The sequence below is a fragment of the Sphingobacterium sp. SGL-16 genome (assembly GCF_011043515.1).
Taxonomy (GTDB): Bacteria; Bacteroidota; Bacteroidia; order Sphingobacteriales; family Sphingobacteriaceae; genus Sphingobacterium; species Sphingobacterium litopenaei.
Genome location: NZ_JAAKGQ010000047.1, coordinates 1 through 19,207, shown reverse-complemented (window position 1 = coordinate 19,207; position 19,207 = coordinate 1). Strand labels below are relative to the sequence as shown.

Sequence of the window (19,207 nt, the reverse complement as noted above, 5' to 3'; positions counted from 1 at the left end):
TACGGGCTACAAAAAAGCGACTTCAAAAGAGTCGCTTTTTCTTTTTTTATATTCTCACCCTTTTACACCAATGTAAAATATTATTTACAACGTGCGGGTATAAAAACACATGCTCGCATTGATATGTCTATAATCCGCCATGAGCGCAAAATAAAATTATCTTTCGAACACCATAAATACTTGGATGTTCGAAGATGGAATATTGCACATACATTATTTAACAATACACCAATTCATGCTCATCACCCCCTTCCAATATGGGAAAAAGGAGAGCCGACTTCTAAAATGTCGTATATATTTAAAATAGATCAAACTGCAAACCGACCGACAAGAACATTTTTAAATACAACTTACTATTTTAGAATAGACAACTCTGGAGCTAACTCTTATTTAATACAAAATCCCGGTTATTAAAACTTTTCATCATGCAAAAGATAATTTTAAAAATTATATTCTTCGGTGTTATCTTACAGTTTTTAAGCTGTTCTAGTGATATAAATAACTTTACACCTCCAAATTGAACAATACACGGCGCTCTTTTATATAAAAGCACAACAGATACCTTATATACAACTAATAACACACAGGGCTATACCTTTCCGGATGGCGTTTTAAACGTATTTCAACAAAATTATAGCCAAACGGCAGCGCGTCCACAAGGCACCACCTTTCAAAACTTATCTCCGAATACGACTTACTATATAAGAGCCGGAGCAAAAGCTACTGCCGATGACCCACAAGGGTATTGGAACTATTCTAAGATTTTGAAGATTAAGCTTTAAAAATAGGGGAGGAAATTATTTCCTCCCCTATTTTTAAAAAAATTTGCACTTGAAAATTTATACTCCTATATTTGCATCACTTCAGAAATGATGGCCCGTTCGTCTAGGGGTTAGGACGCAAGATTTTCATTCTTGAAACAGGGGTTCGATTCCCCTACGGGCTACACATCAAAAAGTCAAAACATACAAAAGCCTGCAAATTAAACGTTTGCAGGCTTTTTTGTTTTTCAGTATCTACAAAACCTATAATAATTCCCAATAAAAAAGTGAGTCATTTTCTCCGACATGGCTACTCACTGAAATATATTTAATATTTTGATTATCAACATATTCAAAATTTAAACATCTTGATTCGTTTTTGTTGCAAGGCTAATTTTGCATCGCTGAGATCTGTTTTTCAGTGGTGATGCAGAGCTCGCTGCAAAGGCGGCTCGGTTTGTTTCACTTAAATGATGTTGTCATGAGTACAAATTATTCCTTGCTCTTCTACTTGAAGAAACCAAAAAATTATGTTAGCGGCCTCAAACCGATCTACATGCGGATTACCGTAGATGGTATCCCAAAAGAAGTTTCCACTGGACGAGAATGCTATCCGTCCAAATGGAATTCTAAAGCCAACCGTGTGAAATGCACAACAGAAGCTGTCAAGACCCTGAAAAGCTATCTTGATACCCTCGTAACTAAAATAAGTACGATCCATACCGCTATGACGGCTGCCGCAGAGGAAATCACAGCGGAATCGATCAAACTTAAGTATCAGGGAAAGGATACTAAATGTAAAAATTTCTTAGATGTCTTCAGGGAGTATAATATGCAGATGGAAGCATTGCTCGGCAATGGATTCAAGCCCAATACGCTCAAAGGATATAAAACTTCTTTATTGCATGTTTGTGGATACCTTGAGAAAGAATTTAGACTAGCAGATATCGACACAAGAAAGATTGACCATGCTTTTGTCACAGGCTACGAATTCTTTCTTCGTGCCACGATGGGATGTTCAGCCGTGTCGGCAGCAAAATACATGAAGCACCTTCGCAAGATCATCAAGGTATGTATCGCGCACAGATGGATAACGGACGATCCATTTGCCTTTTATAAGATCAAGGCCAAAGCTAAAGAGAAGGAATTTCTGACAGATGCGGAACTTCGGAGGATAGAAGAAAAGAACTTCAAAATACCAAGACTTGCACATGTCCGCGATATCTTTGTCTTTTGTTGTTACACTGGACTTTCCTATGCAGATGTAAAGAAACTAAAATGGATTGATATTTCTGAAGGAGTGGACGGAAAACTCTGGATCTTCACCAGCAGAGAAAAAACCGAAACGTCGTCAAATATTCCACTACTTCCCAAAGCTCTTGAAATCATTGAAAGGTATCGTGATTATCCGCCGTGCAAAGCCAAGGATATGGTTCTTCCAGTTCTCAGCAATCAGAAAATGAACAGCTATCTTAAAGAAATAGCGGATGTGTGTGAGATAACAAAAGAACTCACTTTTCACAAATCACCTCATACGTTCGCCACTTCTGTTACATTGGCAAATAGTGTACCTATCGAAACTGTTTCCAAGATGCTTGGACATACGGACATTAAGACTACGCAGCATTATGCGAAGTTATTGGACAATAGGATCGCAATAGACATGGAAAAACTGGAAAGAAGGATCGAGAATAAAACTGCGCCAACAGGTCATGCTAAAATCGCAGCGCTATGGGCCACCTAAGGTGCTTACTCTAATAAAGGCAAATCATAGTCGAAGAAATATTGCTTAATTCAGGAAGAAAGCGATGTTTTCATACATCGCTTTCATATTACATATTTGTAGTAAGAATTTAGAAATTTAGATATAATAGTTTATTTGTCGCCAATTGCTCAATGAACCGACATGCCTGTACCTAGTACCGGATAAGCCTGATCAATCCTACAGGAGGTATTATCACTACCAGCCAGAAAATTGACGGGCCTTATCCGAGTGGATTACTATACGGAAGCTATCCATGCTGTTCAGCTGAGCGATGTTCTAGACCCATCTGATATGCCAGCAACAGTTAAAGAATCTTAACAAGGAACATAATAAACAAATTTTCGAATAGGGTACTAGGAAGATAAGCTATTGGGCAATATTGCTTTTATGCTATTAGGCTTGCCCTCCTGCTATCGAATCACGCTGTTTGGAATTGAGATTCGTTCTGAGTACAAAAAAATGAAGTGTTTTAATACGCGGAAGTTGTGTTTTCGGGGACCCCGAAAACCATCTTGCCTTTACTCTTCAATGCCTCAATTGGGGCATTGCAGGGTAAAGGGAGAACAACCTTCGCAACTCGGTCTTTCTTTCCAAATCTGGGGATAGCGCAAAACAGGATTTGCAAAATGCTAAAATGTGGTATTTTGTATCACCTATTAAACTAATTTTCTCAAGACTTATTTGAGAAATTAACGTCTGAGACTACTACCCCTGTGCTGTTCATCGTCATCCTGTTCCCATGGCTTTCGGTCTGGGGTAGCAATTCGAAGAATATACCCGTCGTCTTCTTTGAAAGCGTTACTCGCTTCAAGCACATGGTGCATAGCGGAGAGATCTTCTCCCTTAATCGTTTCGCTGAACAACTGTGCTCTTTGCAACATTCGGATAAAGGTATCAGGTTCCTGCCTGCGTGTCAATTGTCTGAGTGCGCCAAGGTAATCGTCCCGGAAAACGGTTGGTATAATGATCTTGGTCTGTCCCTGGCTGGTCAGCTCAGCATTCATCATCACTCTCGCCAATCTCCCATTTCCATCCAAAAAGGGATGTACCTCGCTGATCATAAACATCATGAATGCAGCTTTGGCAAAAGGGTGCCTTAATGCTCTGTAGAAATCAAACCCCTGTACCAATGTACCTCCAACAAGCTCATGGTCGACAAATTCAGTATCACCAGCCCGGTTGTTGCGGTCCTTGAACTCGCCCGGATTTTTGTCAGGTCTGGCAGTTAGCATGGTCTTATGCCGATAGCGAAGGATATGAATGAGCTCATCAGAATTCTTGGGGACAACCTGCATTTCCTCACGATTACTGACCATTTGGTAAGTTCCCAGTATATCGTGAGAATCTTCTCCCCTTGCGGGCAAGGGTTTTCCGCTATCAATGATCTTCAGAGCCTCTTCTACCTCAAAACGGGTACCCTCGATAAAGTTAGAGAAGTAGGCTTCGTAGAAGGCAAAATTGCGGAAGGCCCTGGTTGTTTGGTTTGCGTCATATATATCCGCAAACTCACATTGCTGCAATTCCACAAAGAGCTTTTCGAAGAGGTCCAACCGTGCCGGATCATACGGATGCCCAAATGCCCGGGCAATGGCCACCGGGGATTTCAGGATACCCGAGGGCTTAGTCGACAGCATTGCGCCGATCATCCGGTTCAGCTTATCGAACTCCCTATCCATACCCAGCCTGGTACTGATTTCACTTGCACGGTCCCGCAATTCATTTAGTCCCTGTTCGCCTTTAACCCGTACGATCTGATCCAATTTTTCTTCTATCTGAGGAATTGTCCATGTTTTGGACTCCCCTCCAACTTTACGGGATTCCTGAAGATTCTCCAATAATGCACGGTCCTGTCCTGAGACATAGAGTCCATCGGAAAAAAGTAAATCTCCTGGGAGTGGCCCTTGTCCCTGCATTAAGTTCAACGTAAGGCCCGGGAGTTTGACCTTTCTATCATAGGAATAAGTTAGAAAGATATCACCAGTATCAGTAGGTTTAAATTCAAGGGCGGAGCGGTGACTGAGCAAAACACCTGGATATAGATGCCCGATGATCTTGAACCTATTCCGAAGCACGATAGCCTCCGGAGCTTCCTCCAAATTTGGGGTATATATCTTCGGGGCAATCTTCTTCAGTTTTCCTTCTTTGACAAGCTTGCCAATGGCTCTGCTTATGTTGGAATCGCTGGAAGAAAACAGTATCTCCTGTAGGTGTAATGGGATATCCTTGTCCATGATCTTTACAAACTTTTGAGATTAATTATAGTAATCATTATGTCAGCACAAATTTTTCAAACTAACAAAGTGTATTTATGCAAATTTTTCAAACTAATTTAAGTAAAAATACAGATTTTTCAGATTTGTATTGGAAAGCTATAATTACTTTTTTCAAAAATTTCCTACTAAACTCTTCAAAAAAGCTTTGGTCTACAAATTTTTTCGGATAAACCCGTCTGTTTTTACAAATTATTTTAATTATAGAGCGGTTAGCTCTCCTATCAAGGGGTACATAGGAACTCAGGGAGACCGGATTCCTGCTTTTGGATAAAGGAAAGTATACGCCACTGAAAAGTTCATTTTTCAGCACCCCGTTGTTCAGATCGGCAGTATCCTTTTTAATTCTATTGAAATAATTAAACATCTGTATCAGGAATAGAAGTTTTGTCCTGCCGAGTTTAGGGGAAAGATGTTTAAGTCTGCGATTCACTTCCATAGAGAAGCGGACGCGTCTTGTGTTTTCATTAGATCTAGCCATTGCTGTCAGAATTATTGTTAGCGATAAACCTAAATCTGCTGGCCCTGGTAGGGTGCCAGGAGGGCATGTACTCCAGATAGCCATATAAGACGAGTTCGGAAAGGCATTTATGATAGGTAGCGATTGAACGGATCCGCGAAAAATGCATCAGTTTCCTGCGGCTGGTATAGAAAAAATCATGAAATCCGGGCCGCTTATGAAAATAAAAAAGTGCCATAACCAGTCCGATATGTGATGGCAGCAGTCTATTATCTTTTGCGATGTGCTCAAAGTAAACTTCAAAGTCATGGTCTTGTGTATTGTTATCCATTACCTTCTCCTCCTTCCATCATCTTATCCACATCGCTGGCGCGATAATAAATGCTACCGCCGATTTTCTTGAATGGGAGCGTGCCTGTGATCCGCAGGTTTTGTAGCGTACCCGGAGATATTTTCAGTTTCTTTCTTACCTCACGGCTGCGGAACCATTCCCTTTCGGCGTCAGTTTTTTCGTTTGTTAGGATCTGTCTGATTTCTTCGAGCAGTTCTTTCTTGAACTGCGACAGGTCTTCTTTTGTCAGGATGTCTAAAAGCATGGTATACCAATTTTGTGAACAATATGTACCCCGGTTATACGCCGGGCCACTGCTACAAAGTTGGGATCTGGCGATGAAGTTTGGATGACCAACTCGGCGCGATGGTCATGTTCAGGGATCAAACAGGATGGGATCAATCCTTCTTTTTAGGAACGATGACGAATAGTTGCCGATCTTCTGTAATTTTTACTTCCTTCTGTGAATTATCTTTACCTACAAAATAATTTTTAGCAGTATCTATACTGATCTTCTTTTTGTTATTGCTAAAATAATTGGACACAATTTTATAATAGGGACTGAGCATATCCTTTCGTAACAAGGGAGCGCCGTTAGGAAGCTTTAATTTTTGCATCTGTTGAAACAGGTCGATCACTGTGGTATGGTAATCATCGTATATTTCGATCTTGCGCATTATCGTGAAATCGGATAGCTTTTTATTCTCCTCCTGTAGTTTTGCGATCAGTTCATCTTTTTCCTTGAGAAGAATATCATTTGGGCGAACATTCCACCTGTCCTTTGGTGATAGGAAATCCAGAAATCCGCTCAGCTTTTTGATATTGGAAACGTAAAGTGGATGTTTCTATGAAAATGGGTTCTGGTGATTGAAGTAATCTATCCTGGTAGAAACGATGTACCAAAGGTGGGAAAAGAACTCCTTCTCTGTTCGGTCTCCAGCCGATAGATAATATTTTAGATGGTACCTATAGTAATCATCAAAAGATTTCTCTTTCATACCGTATATCTTCAGTAGGAAATGATTGTCTTCATAGCCCCTTTTAAGCCCAATGATAGTTCACAGTTTAAATGGATGTGGATTGAAATCGAAAGCTCTTCTGGGTTTAAAGTAATATAATGCCATAACTCTAATTTAGCGAAAAAATATTTTCTTAATAAAAAGATGGATATGGCCTTTTTAGTGTAAGAAGTTATATTCGGCAAATCTGTCTGAGGTTTTCAACTTTTTTGTATATTCAAAGAGAGAAAGGACGCCAAGGCGTTTCATCTTCTTTAATGAATTTTTTCATATTTAGTTTTTATAATGAAACTTCTGCTTTAGTCTCCCAATGACAGGCAGGAGTTTTTTATGCAGTCCTCTTATTAACTCCTCATATTTTCATATAGTTATCTGGCCTATTGTTAAGGAATCGAATATGATTTAAAGTATACTACTCAGTATACCAAAAATGATCTTTACGATATTGTAGAGGCTATAGAGTATACCCGGAGGATACTATAAACCCCATTTGCAGGACATGGGGCAAGAAAAGTAGGGCTCTGCCCAACTTCTGCTTGCTCTAATGCTTGCTCTAATGCTGGTCAGCCATTGGGGCTGAGGGATTTACCTCAGCGCCAGCTGCCAGGTCTCCTGGACTTTGCCCCGGCTTTTGAGCAGCTCCAACTGTTCGCCCGTGGCCGCTGCCAGTAGCTTGGGCAGGCTGCTGTACTTGTCAAATTCGGGCGGGTACTTTTCGAGCACCCGGAAGCCCTGATCGTAAAAGAACTGCCCGGCCTGGTCGAAAGACTCGAAGTAGTTGGCGTGCACATTGTTTTTCCGGAAGAAATCGCTCCATTGTCCGTCTCTGTCGCTGCCCACGGCCCGGGTCTCATGCCGGATATAAATATCGGCGATGGTCCAGGTGCCGCCCTGCCGCTCGAGCAGCCTGCGGATATGCTGCAGGATCTGTTTTTTGGCCGCATCGTCGAAATACAGCAGCAGCCCCTCATTGATGATGGCGAGTTCGCTGTTGCTCTCCGGATAGCTTTCGGTGTGTAGCACATCGAGCGGCTTCAATTGCAGGTTTTGCGGGACAGCCTGCTGCATGGTACGCAGCATTTCACTCTTCTGGCTGATGATGGCCGGCAGGTCCGTGTCGATGTAGCTGGCGTCGGGGTGCTTGCGGGCGTAGTCCAGACCACGCAACGAGAAGCCTGCGGAGAGCTCGAGTACGGTAGGTGCTGCGGTCTTTTCCAGAAAATAATCCAGGGAGCGGTACCGCATTTCGAAGTGCAGCACGCTGGCCCAGAAACCAAAATCCTGTTGTGGAGCGGCAGGGCTTTCGAGGCCGAAATAGGCGGCTACCTCCTCCGCAAAGGGAATGGAGCCTGCTGCCGCTTTGAAGGCCAGCAAGGCGCTGGCGGTATCTGTTACGTGTTTTAATCGCATGATTGTGTGTTTTTTTCTGCAAAGTAACAGCACCCCGGGATGTCAAAATAGGAAAAAGTAGACCTATCGTTTTTTGTTGAAGGCATTACCCAGCTGGTTTGGGGCGCGCATAAACTGCCGTGGCCGCTGTACGAATACCTTGCGGAAGTCATGCAGGAAGTGGGATTCGTCATAGTAAAGGTCATACAGATGGTCTTTGTTTTCCCTTTGCTGATCACGGATATAGAGGTTGTACATCGCCTGCAGGCGCACGATGGAAGCATATTCTTTCGGTGTCAGGCCGACCTGCTCCTTGAACAGCTTATTGAGATGCCGCTGCGAGCCGGAAATATTTTCGAAGACCTCCCGGATGCGGATATTGCCCTGATGCTGGTCGATGGCATCCACTGCGCTGATGACGCGCCCATCGGCTGCAAACTGTATTCGCTCGGTCAGCAGCTGCAGCAGCGAACCGATACTGTCCGCAGGCACCCCAGTGCAGGAGTCCAGTACCATGCTGCCGTCCCGCTTCAGGCGGGAGATGGACGCTACCTCGTTGACTAATGTGGGCATGGCAGCACCTGCGATGGCATAATAGCCATAAGGTCTGAAGGTGATGCCGATGGAGCTGACCGGGGCAGAACCGCTGAGAGCAATATTTTTGTTGTGAGGGCCCACCAGATGCAGGTCGTACAGCGGATGATGAAACACTTTGTCCTCCACGACATGCTCGTAAGTACTTTTATAGTTCCACAGCAATACGCATTTACCGGAGGGGATCACCAGGGCCTGCTCACGCTCCGGGAGCTGCTCTGGGCTTTCGAATGACCAGATGGATTCAATCAATGGGGATAAACTGTGAGGTACGGGATAATACTGCATGCTGGCATGTAAAAAAGCAAATATCTGAATAATGGGCCAGTCGCGCAACAGGGGCTTCGTGAATTCTGATATCGGTACGTTAACTTATTTTTTCCAACCTTTTTGTGTATAGGAGATGTTCAGACCGTAGCAATCATTCCCGACAGGGGTTAATATCTCGCTCTTCTGCAATATTTTTAATGTCAGTTGACAAAAAGATGAACTGAAAAAAACATGTAAACGAAGAAAGGTAAGAATGGTGTATGTAAACCCGCATCATCATTATCCCACAACAGTTTCACTACGTATTGTCCGAAGATTGGAATTATTACGTTTAGCCAATGAATATGGTTTTATAATCTTTGAAGATGACTATGACTTTGATTTTCATTACAATCATCGTCCATTATCTCCACTTGCAAGTGCAGACGAATACAGAATGGTAATTTACTGCGTTTCTTTCAGTAAAAGTTTTCCCCAGCATTTCGCATGGGGTATCTGGCTGCTTCCGAAAATGTAATTGAGCATCTTGCTAATGTTCGGGTATTGCTTGATAGACAAGGTGACCACATTTTAGACTGTGCCACGGCGGAACTGCTAAACGACGGCACTATACAGCGTTACCTTAGAAAAACTTTGTCTATTTATGAAGAAAGAAGAAATCATTTTTGTGACCTATTACATGATAAGTTAGTCAATGCTGTGAATTTTTCTATTCCTGATGGTGGTATGACAGTATGGACTGAATTTGACAAATCCATTAATCTTGAAACCTTGTCTCAAAAAGCCTACTCCAAAGGACTATATATCAGATGGCAAGGTGCATCAATATCCTGATTATAATGAAAACGGTATTAGGTTAGGTTTTGCTTCTTGTTCTATGGATGACTTAACAAAAAGTGTAGATATCCTGAAGAGAATTTTATAATTTTTTTATGGATAATCTTTATAACTGTTTGATTGCCTTTCGATCTTTTGAGAACAGGATTACATAAAAGAATTCATACTGCTTTTTGCATTTAGGATGGCTTCATAATCTTCAATAAGGTCAGACTTTCCTCAACTGCACTCTATTAAACAGATGAACCTCGTTAATTAATTATTTTTATTTCGAAAAGGAGGCTTTTTGGTCTATCCTGACTTGAATTTAACGTCTAAATTCCTTATCTTTAATTGATAAAAGCAATTGCAGCTAAAACGTATGTCAAACCAGTGAGCGATTCGGTGAGTAGGGAAATCGATGGTTTGTAAAATTCTGATAAAAAGACTGATGTCAAAAGGGTGTTATTCCCCTACGGACTACAAAAAGCGACTTCAAAAAGTGTCGCTCTCTTATTTTAAGACCTCATCCAAAAAAAATATTAAGTGATTCCAAGCACGCTTTGCCATTATAGGATTATAATCATTGGAAGCAGGGTTAGTAAATGTATGACCACTATTTGCGTAAGTAATGATTTGGTAATCGGCTTTTCCCTCTTTTAATTCCTTTTCTAGATTGTCGTAATCAGCCTTACTTACGGATTTGTCTTCAGCTGGATGCTGCACTAGCACCTTTGTATTAATAGATCCATTGGGTCTATCAGCAGATTTGGACAAACCGCCATGAATACTTACCGCCCCGACTACATTGAAATTTGCTCTAGCTACCTCCAACGCTCCGGTTCCTCCAAAACAATATCCTATTACTGCAATTTTTGAAGGATTCACGTCTTGCTTTTCAAAAGCTTCTAAAGCAAGTTGTATACGATGCTGATACGCCTTATAATCTGTTTTATAGTGCCCGGCCAGTTTACCAGCTTCCGCATTATCTTGAGGGACGTTGCCTTCACCATAGATATCTGCTATAAAAACATTGTAGCCAATTTTATGCAATTCTACCGCAGCGTCTTTGGCTTCTTGATCAATCCCTTTCCAAGCGGGAAGAATGAGTACTCCTGCTTGGTTTTCGCCTTTTGCGGAGGTGATAGATAAGCCTTTTAACTTTTGAGCGTTATCACTATAAATTACTTCTTTGAGTTCTTGACTGAAGGAAGTTGTGATACTAAATAGAATTAACCCTGCTGTAATTAGTTTTTTCATATTGGATATGGATTAATAACGTCTAATTTACAACATATTATCTAGTCGAATTGTTCGCTAAAATAAAAAATTACTTATTTATATTTGTGAGAAGTTGAACACAGCTTTTAGAACGGCCATCCTACCACGTAGTTCATAGCTATTTTGGGATTGCATATTAGCATTTATGTTATAAGTATTGAATCGCTTGATATTTCCAATATTGGATATTCGAAGTTCAAAATCTGTTTTCCATTTCTTATGCGTGTAACGCATAAAAGAGTCCATGAAAAAGTAATTTATATCTTGTAAACCTGGTTGATGGCTATATAAATGCCGACCACTCATCTGAATATAAAATTTCTTGTATAAAGTCAACGGAAAACTCAGATTTTGAGAAATACCAAATGTTTTTTGATCTAACCCCACATCCGAATTAATCTGCTCCGTTGTCGTCCAATTCATATTACCGCTATAAGAAAGATTTAATTTCTTCCATAGTCTAGTCTCAATTTTTGGACTTAAAGAATATGTTGTATTTAAAAATGGCAACAACTCGTCATTGAATATTTGATTATAATCTACCCAGTTTACAGAAGATCCTATTTTTAATGATGTCGCCCATTTGAAAATATATTTATCAAACCCCGCATTTACACCATAACTATTTACCGCATTCTCTTGCTCTATTAGCACAACCTGCGAGTTGTCTGCATCAATCCTATTCGAAATCATCGTTGAAGAAACTGATCTATTATAATTCACGCCCAGATTGTAGAAAAGAAGCTTCACCGCTTTTCCGGATTTATAATTCAAAGTAAAACTGTTGTGTATAGACTCATTAATATCCGCTGTATTATTCGCAATCATCCGGTAATTTCGTACAACATATCCACGATAAACATTCTCTATATTGCCAAAAGTATTGCCTCGCTGAAAATTAAATGATAGTTCATTCTGTGCATCAAAATTGTATCGACTCGAAAATGCTGGCTCAAACATTATCTTATTCAAATTTTCTTTGAGCTGAAACAACGGATCATTGTACGATGTGTGTTGAAATGCTAATGGCAAAATAAGTTGAGACGACAATTTTCGATGTTTATAATCATACGACGCTTGTACAGCTACAGAAGAGCGTAACCAATTCATATCATTTTGCGTTGATATCGCTGTCAATGGTATTAGACTATTTCCATCTTCAATTGAAATATCGGAATTTAAATTTTGCTTGTCAGCAGTAATATTTACACCATAATACTGCGAAATTTTACCTTTTGGAAGCCTATAGCCAACGCTCATATTTGTCAACCAAGAAGGCACTTCTACATACTGATTAATCTTATCATAAGGAGAATCCTCATGCAATAATTCTCCATAAACTCCTGGCGTAATATCTAATGTTTGTGGCTTAGAACCGTAATTAAAATACCAGCCAAATTGAATGATATCGCCATTTTTCAATGCGGGAACATAATCCAATTTATTCTTAAATCCTTTTATTAAATAATCGCGGTTAAGTTCGAATGATGCGTTATTAGAAAAAATAGAAGCATTAGCATGTGCGTCTTCAATTTCCCACGCAAATTCATTGTTAAAATAATATTTCTCTATGTTTTTCGCTAAACTAGCATTAAAAGAACCCAGCCATTCTCTTTCTGAAGCATATTGTTTCTCGTCAAAACTTATATCTCCATTTTCCGTCAAATAGGTTGTTTTTCCAGAAAAGTCCTTCGCACTTTTATCCAATACCCCTTGCATATTAGTTGTCAACGTCCAATCTTTCTTGAATTTGTAAAGATTATTTGCATTAATTCCAATAGAATTATTCATTAGATAATGTGCTCTTTCTATTGGAGGGTTTCCCACTGTTCCCAAATTCAGTAAGTTATTAATTGGGGTACGCCCTAATCGCGATAATACCGAAGATGAATTAAACCCTATTAAATCTCCCTTAAGTTCATTTCCAATATTATTCCCTTGTAACACATTAAGACATTTGTATTTCTTATTAAACATTACACTATTCAGTTCCATATCATATTGATTTGGAAGCCCCACTCCTACTTTCGCTTGACCCGACACAGAAATTTTGGACTCATCTTTTGTTACCAAATTCAAAGCAACATCCTCACTATACCGTTTGTTTTTTAGCACTTTCATGTGTTCGTGGTTGCTAATTACTTCCACATCTTGAACGAGCTTGTGCGCAATTGTTTTGGTACCTATTCGATATTTGTCTTTCAACAAATCGTCACCGTCTAAATAAAAGTTAGAAATAGCCTTTCCTTGGTATTTTATCTGCCCCGACTCAGATACTTCAATTCCTGGCATTCGCTTGAGCACGTCGCCTATAGATCGATCTTCATCCTGCGCAAATGAAGACACATTATAAGCTAATGTGTCCCCTACCTGTTGTATTCTAGGTCTGCTTTTTACTTCGACATCTTCCAGCAAGATTGTATTTTCTTCAAGTTCTATAATTTGAATTTGTCTTTTATGAATCAGATCAATGCGCTTTTTTTTATACCCCAAATGATTCACTTCAAGATATGCACCATCCAAATTTTTGCTTGTTTGAAAGACGAATTCTCCCTCTTTATTGGTTGACTTAAATGAAATGATTTTGTTTTCATTACTTTTCAATAAAACTGTAATCGCTTGTAGACCTTTTTGCGTATTATTATCGATCACTTTGCCAGAGATTTCTGCATCTTGAGCAAATGAATGAGCACAAATAAATACAGTGATGAAAAGTAGAAATAAATTGTGACGCATCTTGGTTTAGGGAATCAGTTCTATAGGATTATTAGTAATCTTAGATGGATTGTAATTTTCGTCATTTTTAATGGAAATTGACTTTATATTAGCCACACTATTCGAACCATTCGAAGTTGTAATAGATCCTGGAGATGATGATTTAAATGTGAAAGAAGTTCCAGGAGTACCAGCAACTACCCTCCCACTATTTCCTCCTCTAGACTGCATGTATCCATTAGGATTTTCAGCATACAATTTATCCAGCTTCTCCACCTCGGTAACAGAAGCCTTCACTGCCTTTGCCGAAGGCTCTATCCGTTGGGTAGTTCCTTCTTCTATTAATTCAAAACCATCAAATTCAAATATCACCTCATTTTTAATATCATGAGCAGCGAGTATTAAACCTGGAAGTCCGTGCAGTTTCCAAGGACCAAATGGAAAGGGAAGTTCGGAAGCGAACCATACTTCGTAAGTTCTACCCTTAAAAGTTGTGATTGCCTTTTGACAACTATACCCGCCTATTTCTTTAGTCTCCTCTTGAATATCCCAGTTCAATTGAGGGTATGTATCTTCTAATAAATATTCATCTGAAACGATTCTAAAAATATGTTGAAGATTTTTCTTTTCCGTATCCAATACATAAGCAGATTTCGCAGGAGTAAAGTTCTTATTTAAAAGAATATTACCATCAAATGAAGGGCTAGACATTTTTTCTTTTAATGATGCATTAAATTTTTCGTTGGATACACTAGTGTAGTAGCTACTGTATTTTCCCAGAAATGTAGATACCTCATCGCGCGTAAATTTATCACGTTGTGTAGTATCGTTCATATGTCTAAAAACATAATTAATTTTTGCAATTGGTGTTTCTTGTGCTATAGATTGCAGACACCAAGCCAATAAAATTGAAAGAATTGAAAGTCTCATAATATTCATAATTTACTATTTTTTCGTAATACTACGAATTTATAGTATTTATTGCAAATTTTTTCCTTCAGTTAATTCAATTGGATTATTAGTTTTAAATGAAGGTTTGTAATCATCATCATTCTTTAAGTCGAATGAATGTTTAGAATAGTCTATTCCTAAAAATTCATTTGCGATATTCATTCTTCCAGAGTTTTGTAAAGAATTAAAATAAGAACCTTGATCTTCATTAAAGACTTTTCCTATCTTCTCAATTTCAGATGGACTGGATTTTATGACGTAAAAAGGAATCTCTATTTTAATATCTTCTTCAATTTTATCAAAACCATTGTATATAAATTTGACTTCTCCTTTCTCATCATATGCTTCCAAAATAAGTCCTGGTAAGCCATGAAGTTTCCAAGGTCCAAAAGGAAACGGCAACTCTGTCGTAAACCAAGCTTCATACTTTCTACCTTTAAATTCAGTTTGGGCTTTTTGGCAAGAATATCCTCCAATTTCTTTTGTTACTTCTAAAATCTCCCAAATCTGATCCTCCCTAGGAATAGTATAGGTAAAAGCATCAAAAGTAGATGAAATCGTCTCAATCTTTTCCATGTTTCTAGTATCACTTTTTAACAAGTAAAATTCATTGATAGAAGTGGTGTAGAAAGTGAGCGTCATATGGCCTGTAAAATCAGCTAAAGCCTTTTGGGCTGCAATATCCTTTTGTATCAAGACATCACTATACGTTTTATAAAATGAAGAGTTTTTACCAAGATAAGTTACCACTTCGTCTCGTAATGGTTAATCTCTTTTTGTGGTGTCATTAATATGATAAAATTTATAATGAACCATCGCAAGAGCTTTCTCTTGTGCCTGCACAATCACAGTAGAAGCAAAGAAATAAAAGAGAATAAAAGAGGAATATCTCATAATCATAGGTTATAAATTAAATAGTTAATATTATGATGCTTTTATAGAAGCTTTTCCATAGTATAACGATTCAAATATGGAATTATTTTACATAACTACTAAAAAACAGTAGATTTACGAATTTGTCGTAAAAAGGTTAATAAGATTCTAACCTTATACCCACTGAATTTCAATTCCATCTTTTTCCATTTTACGGAAATAAGTCATCTGTCTTTTGGCATAGCGATGAATTTCAGTTTCTAACTTTTTCACAAAATCAGAATATGAAAGCTCTCCTTTAAGGAAAAAAGATATATACTTGTACTCGAGGCCATAATATTCAAGCTGATCATGTGAGATTCCTTTGGCAATCAAGTCTTCAGCCTCTTGAATCATACCCTCATCTAAGCGTTGCAGGAGGCGCTTACTTATGCGAGTACGACGAATTTCTGTAGGAGGATTTAATCCAATTATTTTGTAAGGATAAGATTTGGGTATGGTGAAGTCAAAATTTGGATTTTCTTCCAAAAACTTACATATTTCGATAGCACGAATAATTCTTTTTCGGGAAGAAAAATCAATGTCAAAGTTGGCTGGAATAGACATTCCACATAATATTTTCTTTAAGTCCTCCTTTGGAAGCGACTCCAGTTCTTTTCTCAAATTCAAATTGACAGGAATCTGCGTAAAAGGTCGTGGCTGCAATAAACTCTGTATATAAAAACCTGTACCTCCACATACAATCACCTTCTTATTACGACTTCGTATATCTAAATAGGCACTTTCAAAATCCGTGAGAAAGCAATCAATATTATACTTATCTCCCGGATCAACAATATCAATCAAATGATAAGGAATATTTTGGTATTCGGTCAAATCTTTACCTGTACCAATATCCATATGACGATAAACTTGACGAGAATCCGCTGAAATAATCTCAGCATCGAGGATTTTTGCTAGTTCAACCGCAAGCTTGGTCTTGCCACTAGCTGTAGGACCTAATATGATTAACAAATCTTCAGGAAGAAAATGAGCATCTTCCTGAAGATGAGATATAATGTTTTGAGGGTTTATCACACCTCAAATTTAGTCCATTTTTCGTTACTTTCGTTGCTTTTTACTACGGTATCAATAAATGCCATGCCTCTTACTCCATCTGCTACTGTTGGGAAATCCAATTGTTCAGGAGTAGGAGTTCTTCCTTCTCTTTTTGCCGAAACTGTCAATGCAAAATTGCGATAGATATTCGCAAATGACTCTAATAATCCTTCGGGGTGACCTGCCGGAATACGAGTATTGTGGGTTGCAAAAGAACTTAAGGTATAAGGTGCTGCATAATTATTTCCTGTACGGTAGATTTGACGAGGAATATCCAACATTTTCACGATTAAATTATTTGGATCTTCATTAGCCCATTCCAAACCTCCTTTTTCACCATAAATACGAATGCGTACAGCATTCTCCTCCCCTGCGCAGATTTGTGAAGCAGTTAAAACACCTTTAGCTCCTTCATTGAAACGCAATAATACAGCGCCATCATCATCCAATACACGTCCTTCTACAAATGATGTCAAGTCTGCACAGACTTCCTGAATACGCAATCCTGTAATATATTCAGCCAAATGAGCCGCATGCACACCAATATCACCCATCGCAAGAGATTTTCCCGAGCGTTTTGGATCAGTACGCCAAGCAGCACCAGCATTACCTTCTCGCTCAGTTAGTCTGCTTAACCAACCTTGAGGATATTCTACCAGAACTTTACGAATCTTACCAAAGTGACCTGCAGCAACCATCGCCTTAGCTTGTTTCACCATCGGATAGCCCGAATAGGTATGTGTCAAACATAAAGAGCGACCTGTACGATCTACAGTCTCTTGTAGGGATTTTGCTTCTTCTAATGAAACTGTAATAGGTTTTTCTACCACGACATCAAAACCAGCTTCTAAAGCTAATTTAGCGGGCTCATAATGCAAAAAATTAGGTGTTACAATAGTTAAAAAGTCCATTCGCTCACCATCAGGAAGTTGAGCTTCCTTTTCAATCATCGTCTTATAGTCTGGATAAATTCTATCTTCTGACACAAACAAATCACGACCTGACTGCAACGAAACTTCAGGATTAATACTGAAAGCTCCACAAACTAACTCTATTTTTCCGTCCATGAAAGCTGCAATGCGGTGTACAGCTCCGATAAAGGCGTCATTTCCTCCACCTACCATACCCATGCGTAGTTTTCTTTTCATTATTCTAAAAGTTTATATTTCTAAAGTTTATCTTGATCTTCCTAATTTAACAAAAAGTTATCATAGATAAAGTTTCAATTTTATACTTCCACTATTTTTTATAATATAGTCATAATTATTGGATGAATCAGAATGAGTTAATCTCTTTCCTTCTGAAACCATTATATTTTGAGAAGAAACTATGCCCTCTTCTTTGAATCCTATAGATTCCATAGAGGATTCTTGACTCCAATCACGGTCAGCATAGGTCATAATATCATTAGGCTTAAAATCCTTTATAAAAGACTTAATCAATTTAGAAATTCCACCAATGACTAAATAGTCGGATTTATGGCAAAAACGAAGCAATTCAAATGAACGATAATCTTCACTGATCTCTCGCATGATCCTCCCTCCACTAAATACCGCAACACTTACCAATTCACCTTTATAGTACAAGCCATACCTATATTTTCCTGCTAAAGGAACATTGAGATGATATTCTTGCAAAAACTCCAATGCTTCTTTTTTGTCAATTCGAGCAACCACCGTTTCTCGGGCGTAAATTCTTCTTCCCTTACCCATTAATCCTGTAAGACGCTTCCAAACTTTTACATAAGATGAATTTAAGATATCAATATCTATATGGATGATCTTTTGAATATCTTTAATGTCCAACCTTTCAGTATTTGGTAGATAAATTAGGAGTAGAAACTGCTTGGTATGGATATGAGCTATGTTATTTTCAAGGAAATATCTGTCAAAAACACCTTCCTTTTTCAAGTCTTCTATCAATTTTTCCAGCCCCGAGAGATCCTTTACCATAGCCTTAAAAATACAAAATTATTTCGTCCCTGTCTTATTATAAATAATTGGTAACTTTGCAATCTGATAAATTTGAAGATGAAATTACCTATAGTAGCATACGGAGATCCTGTACTGAGAAAAAAAGCAGAAGAGATAGATGAGGATTATCCAAATTTGAAAGAACTGATTGACAATATGTTCGAAACAATGTACGCCGCGCGTGGCGTAGGTTTAGCAGCTCCTCAAGTAGGGTTACCTATTCGTTTGTTCGTAGTAGATGGTTCCCCTTTCGGTGAAGATGATGAGGATGGAGAAGGCGACCCAACAGTAAAAGACTTCAAAAAAGTATTTATAAACCCTATCATCATTGAAGAAACAGGTGATAAATGGTCTTTTAATGAAGGCTGTTTGTCGATTCCTGATATTACCGAAGATGTAATGCGTCACCCTAACGTGTTGATCAATTATTTAGATGAAAATTTCGAAGAACATGAAATCGAACTAACTGGCTTAGCAGCCCGTATCGTACAACATGAATATGATCATATTGAAGGAAAATTATTTGTAGATAAAATTGGCCCTTTGAAAAAGGCGATGTTGAAAGGAAAATTAGATGCAATTTCCAAAGGCTTAATCCGAGTGGGATATAAAATGAAATTCCCTTTTCAAAAGAAAGGAAG

At 38.7% G+C, this 19,207-nt stretch carries 18 protein-coding genes and 1 tRNA gene; 6 read left to right on the top strand and 13 right to left on the bottom strand.

The features are described from left to right. Positions 1-123: 123 nt before the first annotated feature. The 3 genes from G5B32_RS13630 (at position 124) to G5B32_RS13615 (ending at position 2,505) form a co-directional block, all read left to right on the top strand. A complete protein-coding gene (locus tag G5B32_RS13630; RefSeq protein ID WP_165292072.1) occupies positions 124-414 on the top strand; it encodes a RagB/SusD family nutrient uptake outer membrane protein in 291 nt (96 codons plus the stop codon). 460 nt (positions 415-874) lie between these two features. Then, a tRNA-Glu gene (locus tag G5B32_RS13620) sits at positions 875-946 on the top strand. Positions 947-1,242: 296 nt separating this feature from the next. Next, the gene (locus tag G5B32_RS13615) at positions 1,243-2,505 is read left to right on the top strand and encodes a site-specific integrase (protein WP_165292071.1); all 1,263 of its coding nucleotides are present in this window, start codon (positions 1,243-1,245) and stop codon (positions 2,503-2,505) included. Between the two features lie 710 nt (positions 2,506-3,215). Here G5B32_RS13615 and G5B32_RS13610 read toward each other — a convergent pair. The 6 genes from G5B32_RS13610 to G5B32_RS13585 form a co-directional block, all read right to left on the bottom strand. Further along, positions 3,216-4,757, bottom strand: a complete 1,542-nt coding sequence (locus tag G5B32_RS13610; RefSeq protein ID WP_165292070.1) for a Fic family protein — start codon at positions 4,755-4,757, stop codon at positions 3,216-3,218. A gap of 88 nt (positions 4,758-4,845) precedes the next feature. Next, on the bottom strand, positions 4,846-5,361 hold the full coding sequence (locus G5B32_RS13605; protein ID WP_165292069.1) for a hypothetical protein: 516 nt from the start codon (positions 5,359-5,361) through the stop codon (positions 4,846-4,848). A gap of 218 nt (positions 5,362-5,579) precedes the next feature. Next, positions 5,580-5,852 (bottom strand): helix-turn-helix domain-containing protein, encoded by a 273-nt coding sequence (locus tag G5B32_RS13600; protein WP_165292068.1) that lies wholly within the window; start codon positions 5,850-5,852, stop codon positions 5,580-5,582. A 133-nt stretch (positions 5,853-5,985) separates the two neighbouring features. After that, on the bottom strand, positions 5,986-6,264 hold the full coding sequence (locus G5B32_RS17375) for a hypothetical protein (protein ID WP_240899064.1): 279 nt from the start codon (positions 6,262-6,264) through the stop codon (positions 5,986-5,988). Between the two features lie 927 nt (positions 6,265-7,191). Beyond that, complete coding sequence (locus G5B32_RS13590; protein ID WP_165292067.1) at positions 7,192-8,016, bottom strand: hypothetical protein; 825 nt, start codon at positions 8,014-8,016, stop codon at positions 7,192-7,194. Between the two features lie 63 nt (positions 8,017-8,079). Further along, positions 8,080-8,925 carry a helix-turn-helix domain-containing protein gene (locus G5B32_RS13585; protein WP_165292066.1) on the bottom strand — a complete coding sequence of 282 codons (846 nt, stop codon included), beginning with the start codon at positions 8,923-8,925 and terminating at the stop codon, positions 8,080-8,082. A gap of 187 nt (positions 8,926-9,112) precedes the next feature. On the opposite strand from G5B32_RS13585, the gene G5B32_RS17140 reads away from it, so the two are divergent. Next, positions 9,113-9,376, top strand: coding sequence for a hypothetical protein (locus tag G5B32_RS17140; RefSeq protein ID WP_206366907.1), 264 nt, complete (start codon positions 9,113-9,115; stop codon positions 9,374-9,376). Further along, entirely contained in the window at positions 9,346-9,693 is a 348-nt protein-coding gene (locus G5B32_RS17135) for an aminotransferase class I/II-fold pyridoxal phosphate-dependent enzyme (RefSeq protein ID WP_206366906.1), read from the top strand. The genes G5B32_RS17140 and G5B32_RS17135 overlap by 31 nt, the downstream gene beginning before the upstream one ends. 495 nt (positions 9,694-10,188) lie before the next feature. On the opposite strand, the gene G5B32_RS13575 is transcribed toward G5B32_RS17135, so the two are convergent. From G5B32_RS13575 to G5B32_RS13545, 7 genes are all read right to left on the bottom strand, one after another. After that, positions 10,189-10,935: a dienelactone hydrolase family protein gene (locus G5B32_RS13575; protein ID WP_165292065.1), complete on the bottom strand. Its 747-nt coding sequence runs from the start codon at positions 10,933-10,935 to the stop codon at positions 10,189-10,191. Positions 10,936-11,013: 78 nt separating this feature from the next. After that, positions 11,014-13,692, bottom strand: coding sequence for a carboxypeptidase-like regulatory domain-containing protein (locus tag G5B32_RS13570; protein WP_165292064.1), 2,679 nt, complete (start codon positions 13,690-13,692; stop codon positions 11,014-11,016). A gap of 6 nt (positions 13,693-13,698) precedes the next feature. Further along, positions 13,699-14,610: a GLPGLI family protein gene (locus tag G5B32_RS13565; protein WP_165292063.1), complete on the bottom strand. Its 912-nt coding sequence runs from the start codon at positions 14,608-14,610 to the stop codon at positions 13,699-13,701. 39 nt (positions 14,611-14,649) lie between these two features. Continuing rightward, the gene (locus G5B32_RS13560; RefSeq protein ID WP_165292062.1) at positions 14,650-15,372 is read right to left on the bottom strand and encodes a GLPGLI family protein; all 723 of its coding nucleotides are present in this window, start codon (positions 15,370-15,372) and stop codon (positions 14,650-14,652) included. A gap of 297 nt (positions 15,373-15,669) precedes the next feature. Next, entirely contained in the window at positions 15,670-16,572 is a 903-nt protein-coding gene (gene miaA / locus G5B32_RS13555; protein WP_165292061.1) for a tRNA (adenosine(37)-N6)-dimethylallyltransferase MiaA, read from the bottom strand. Then, entirely contained in the window at positions 16,569-17,741 is a 1,173-nt protein-coding gene (locus G5B32_RS13550; RefSeq protein WP_165292060.1) for a Gfo/Idh/MocA family protein, read from the bottom strand. Before G5B32_RS13550 ends, miaA begins: the two co-directional genes overlap by 4 nt. 60 nt (positions 17,742-17,801) lie before the next feature. Then, positions 17,802-18,545 carry a hypothetical protein gene (locus tag G5B32_RS13545; RefSeq protein ID WP_165292059.1) on the bottom strand — a complete coding sequence of 248 codons (744 nt, stop codon included), beginning with the start codon at positions 18,543-18,545 and terminating at the stop codon, positions 17,802-17,804. Between the two features lie 78 nt (positions 18,546-18,623). Between G5B32_RS13545 and def the strand changes: the two genes are divergently transcribed. Further along, on the top strand, positions 18,624-19,207 hold a 584-nt coding region (gene def, locus G5B32_RS13540), incomplete at its 3' end, for a peptide deformylase (RefSeq protein WP_165292058.1).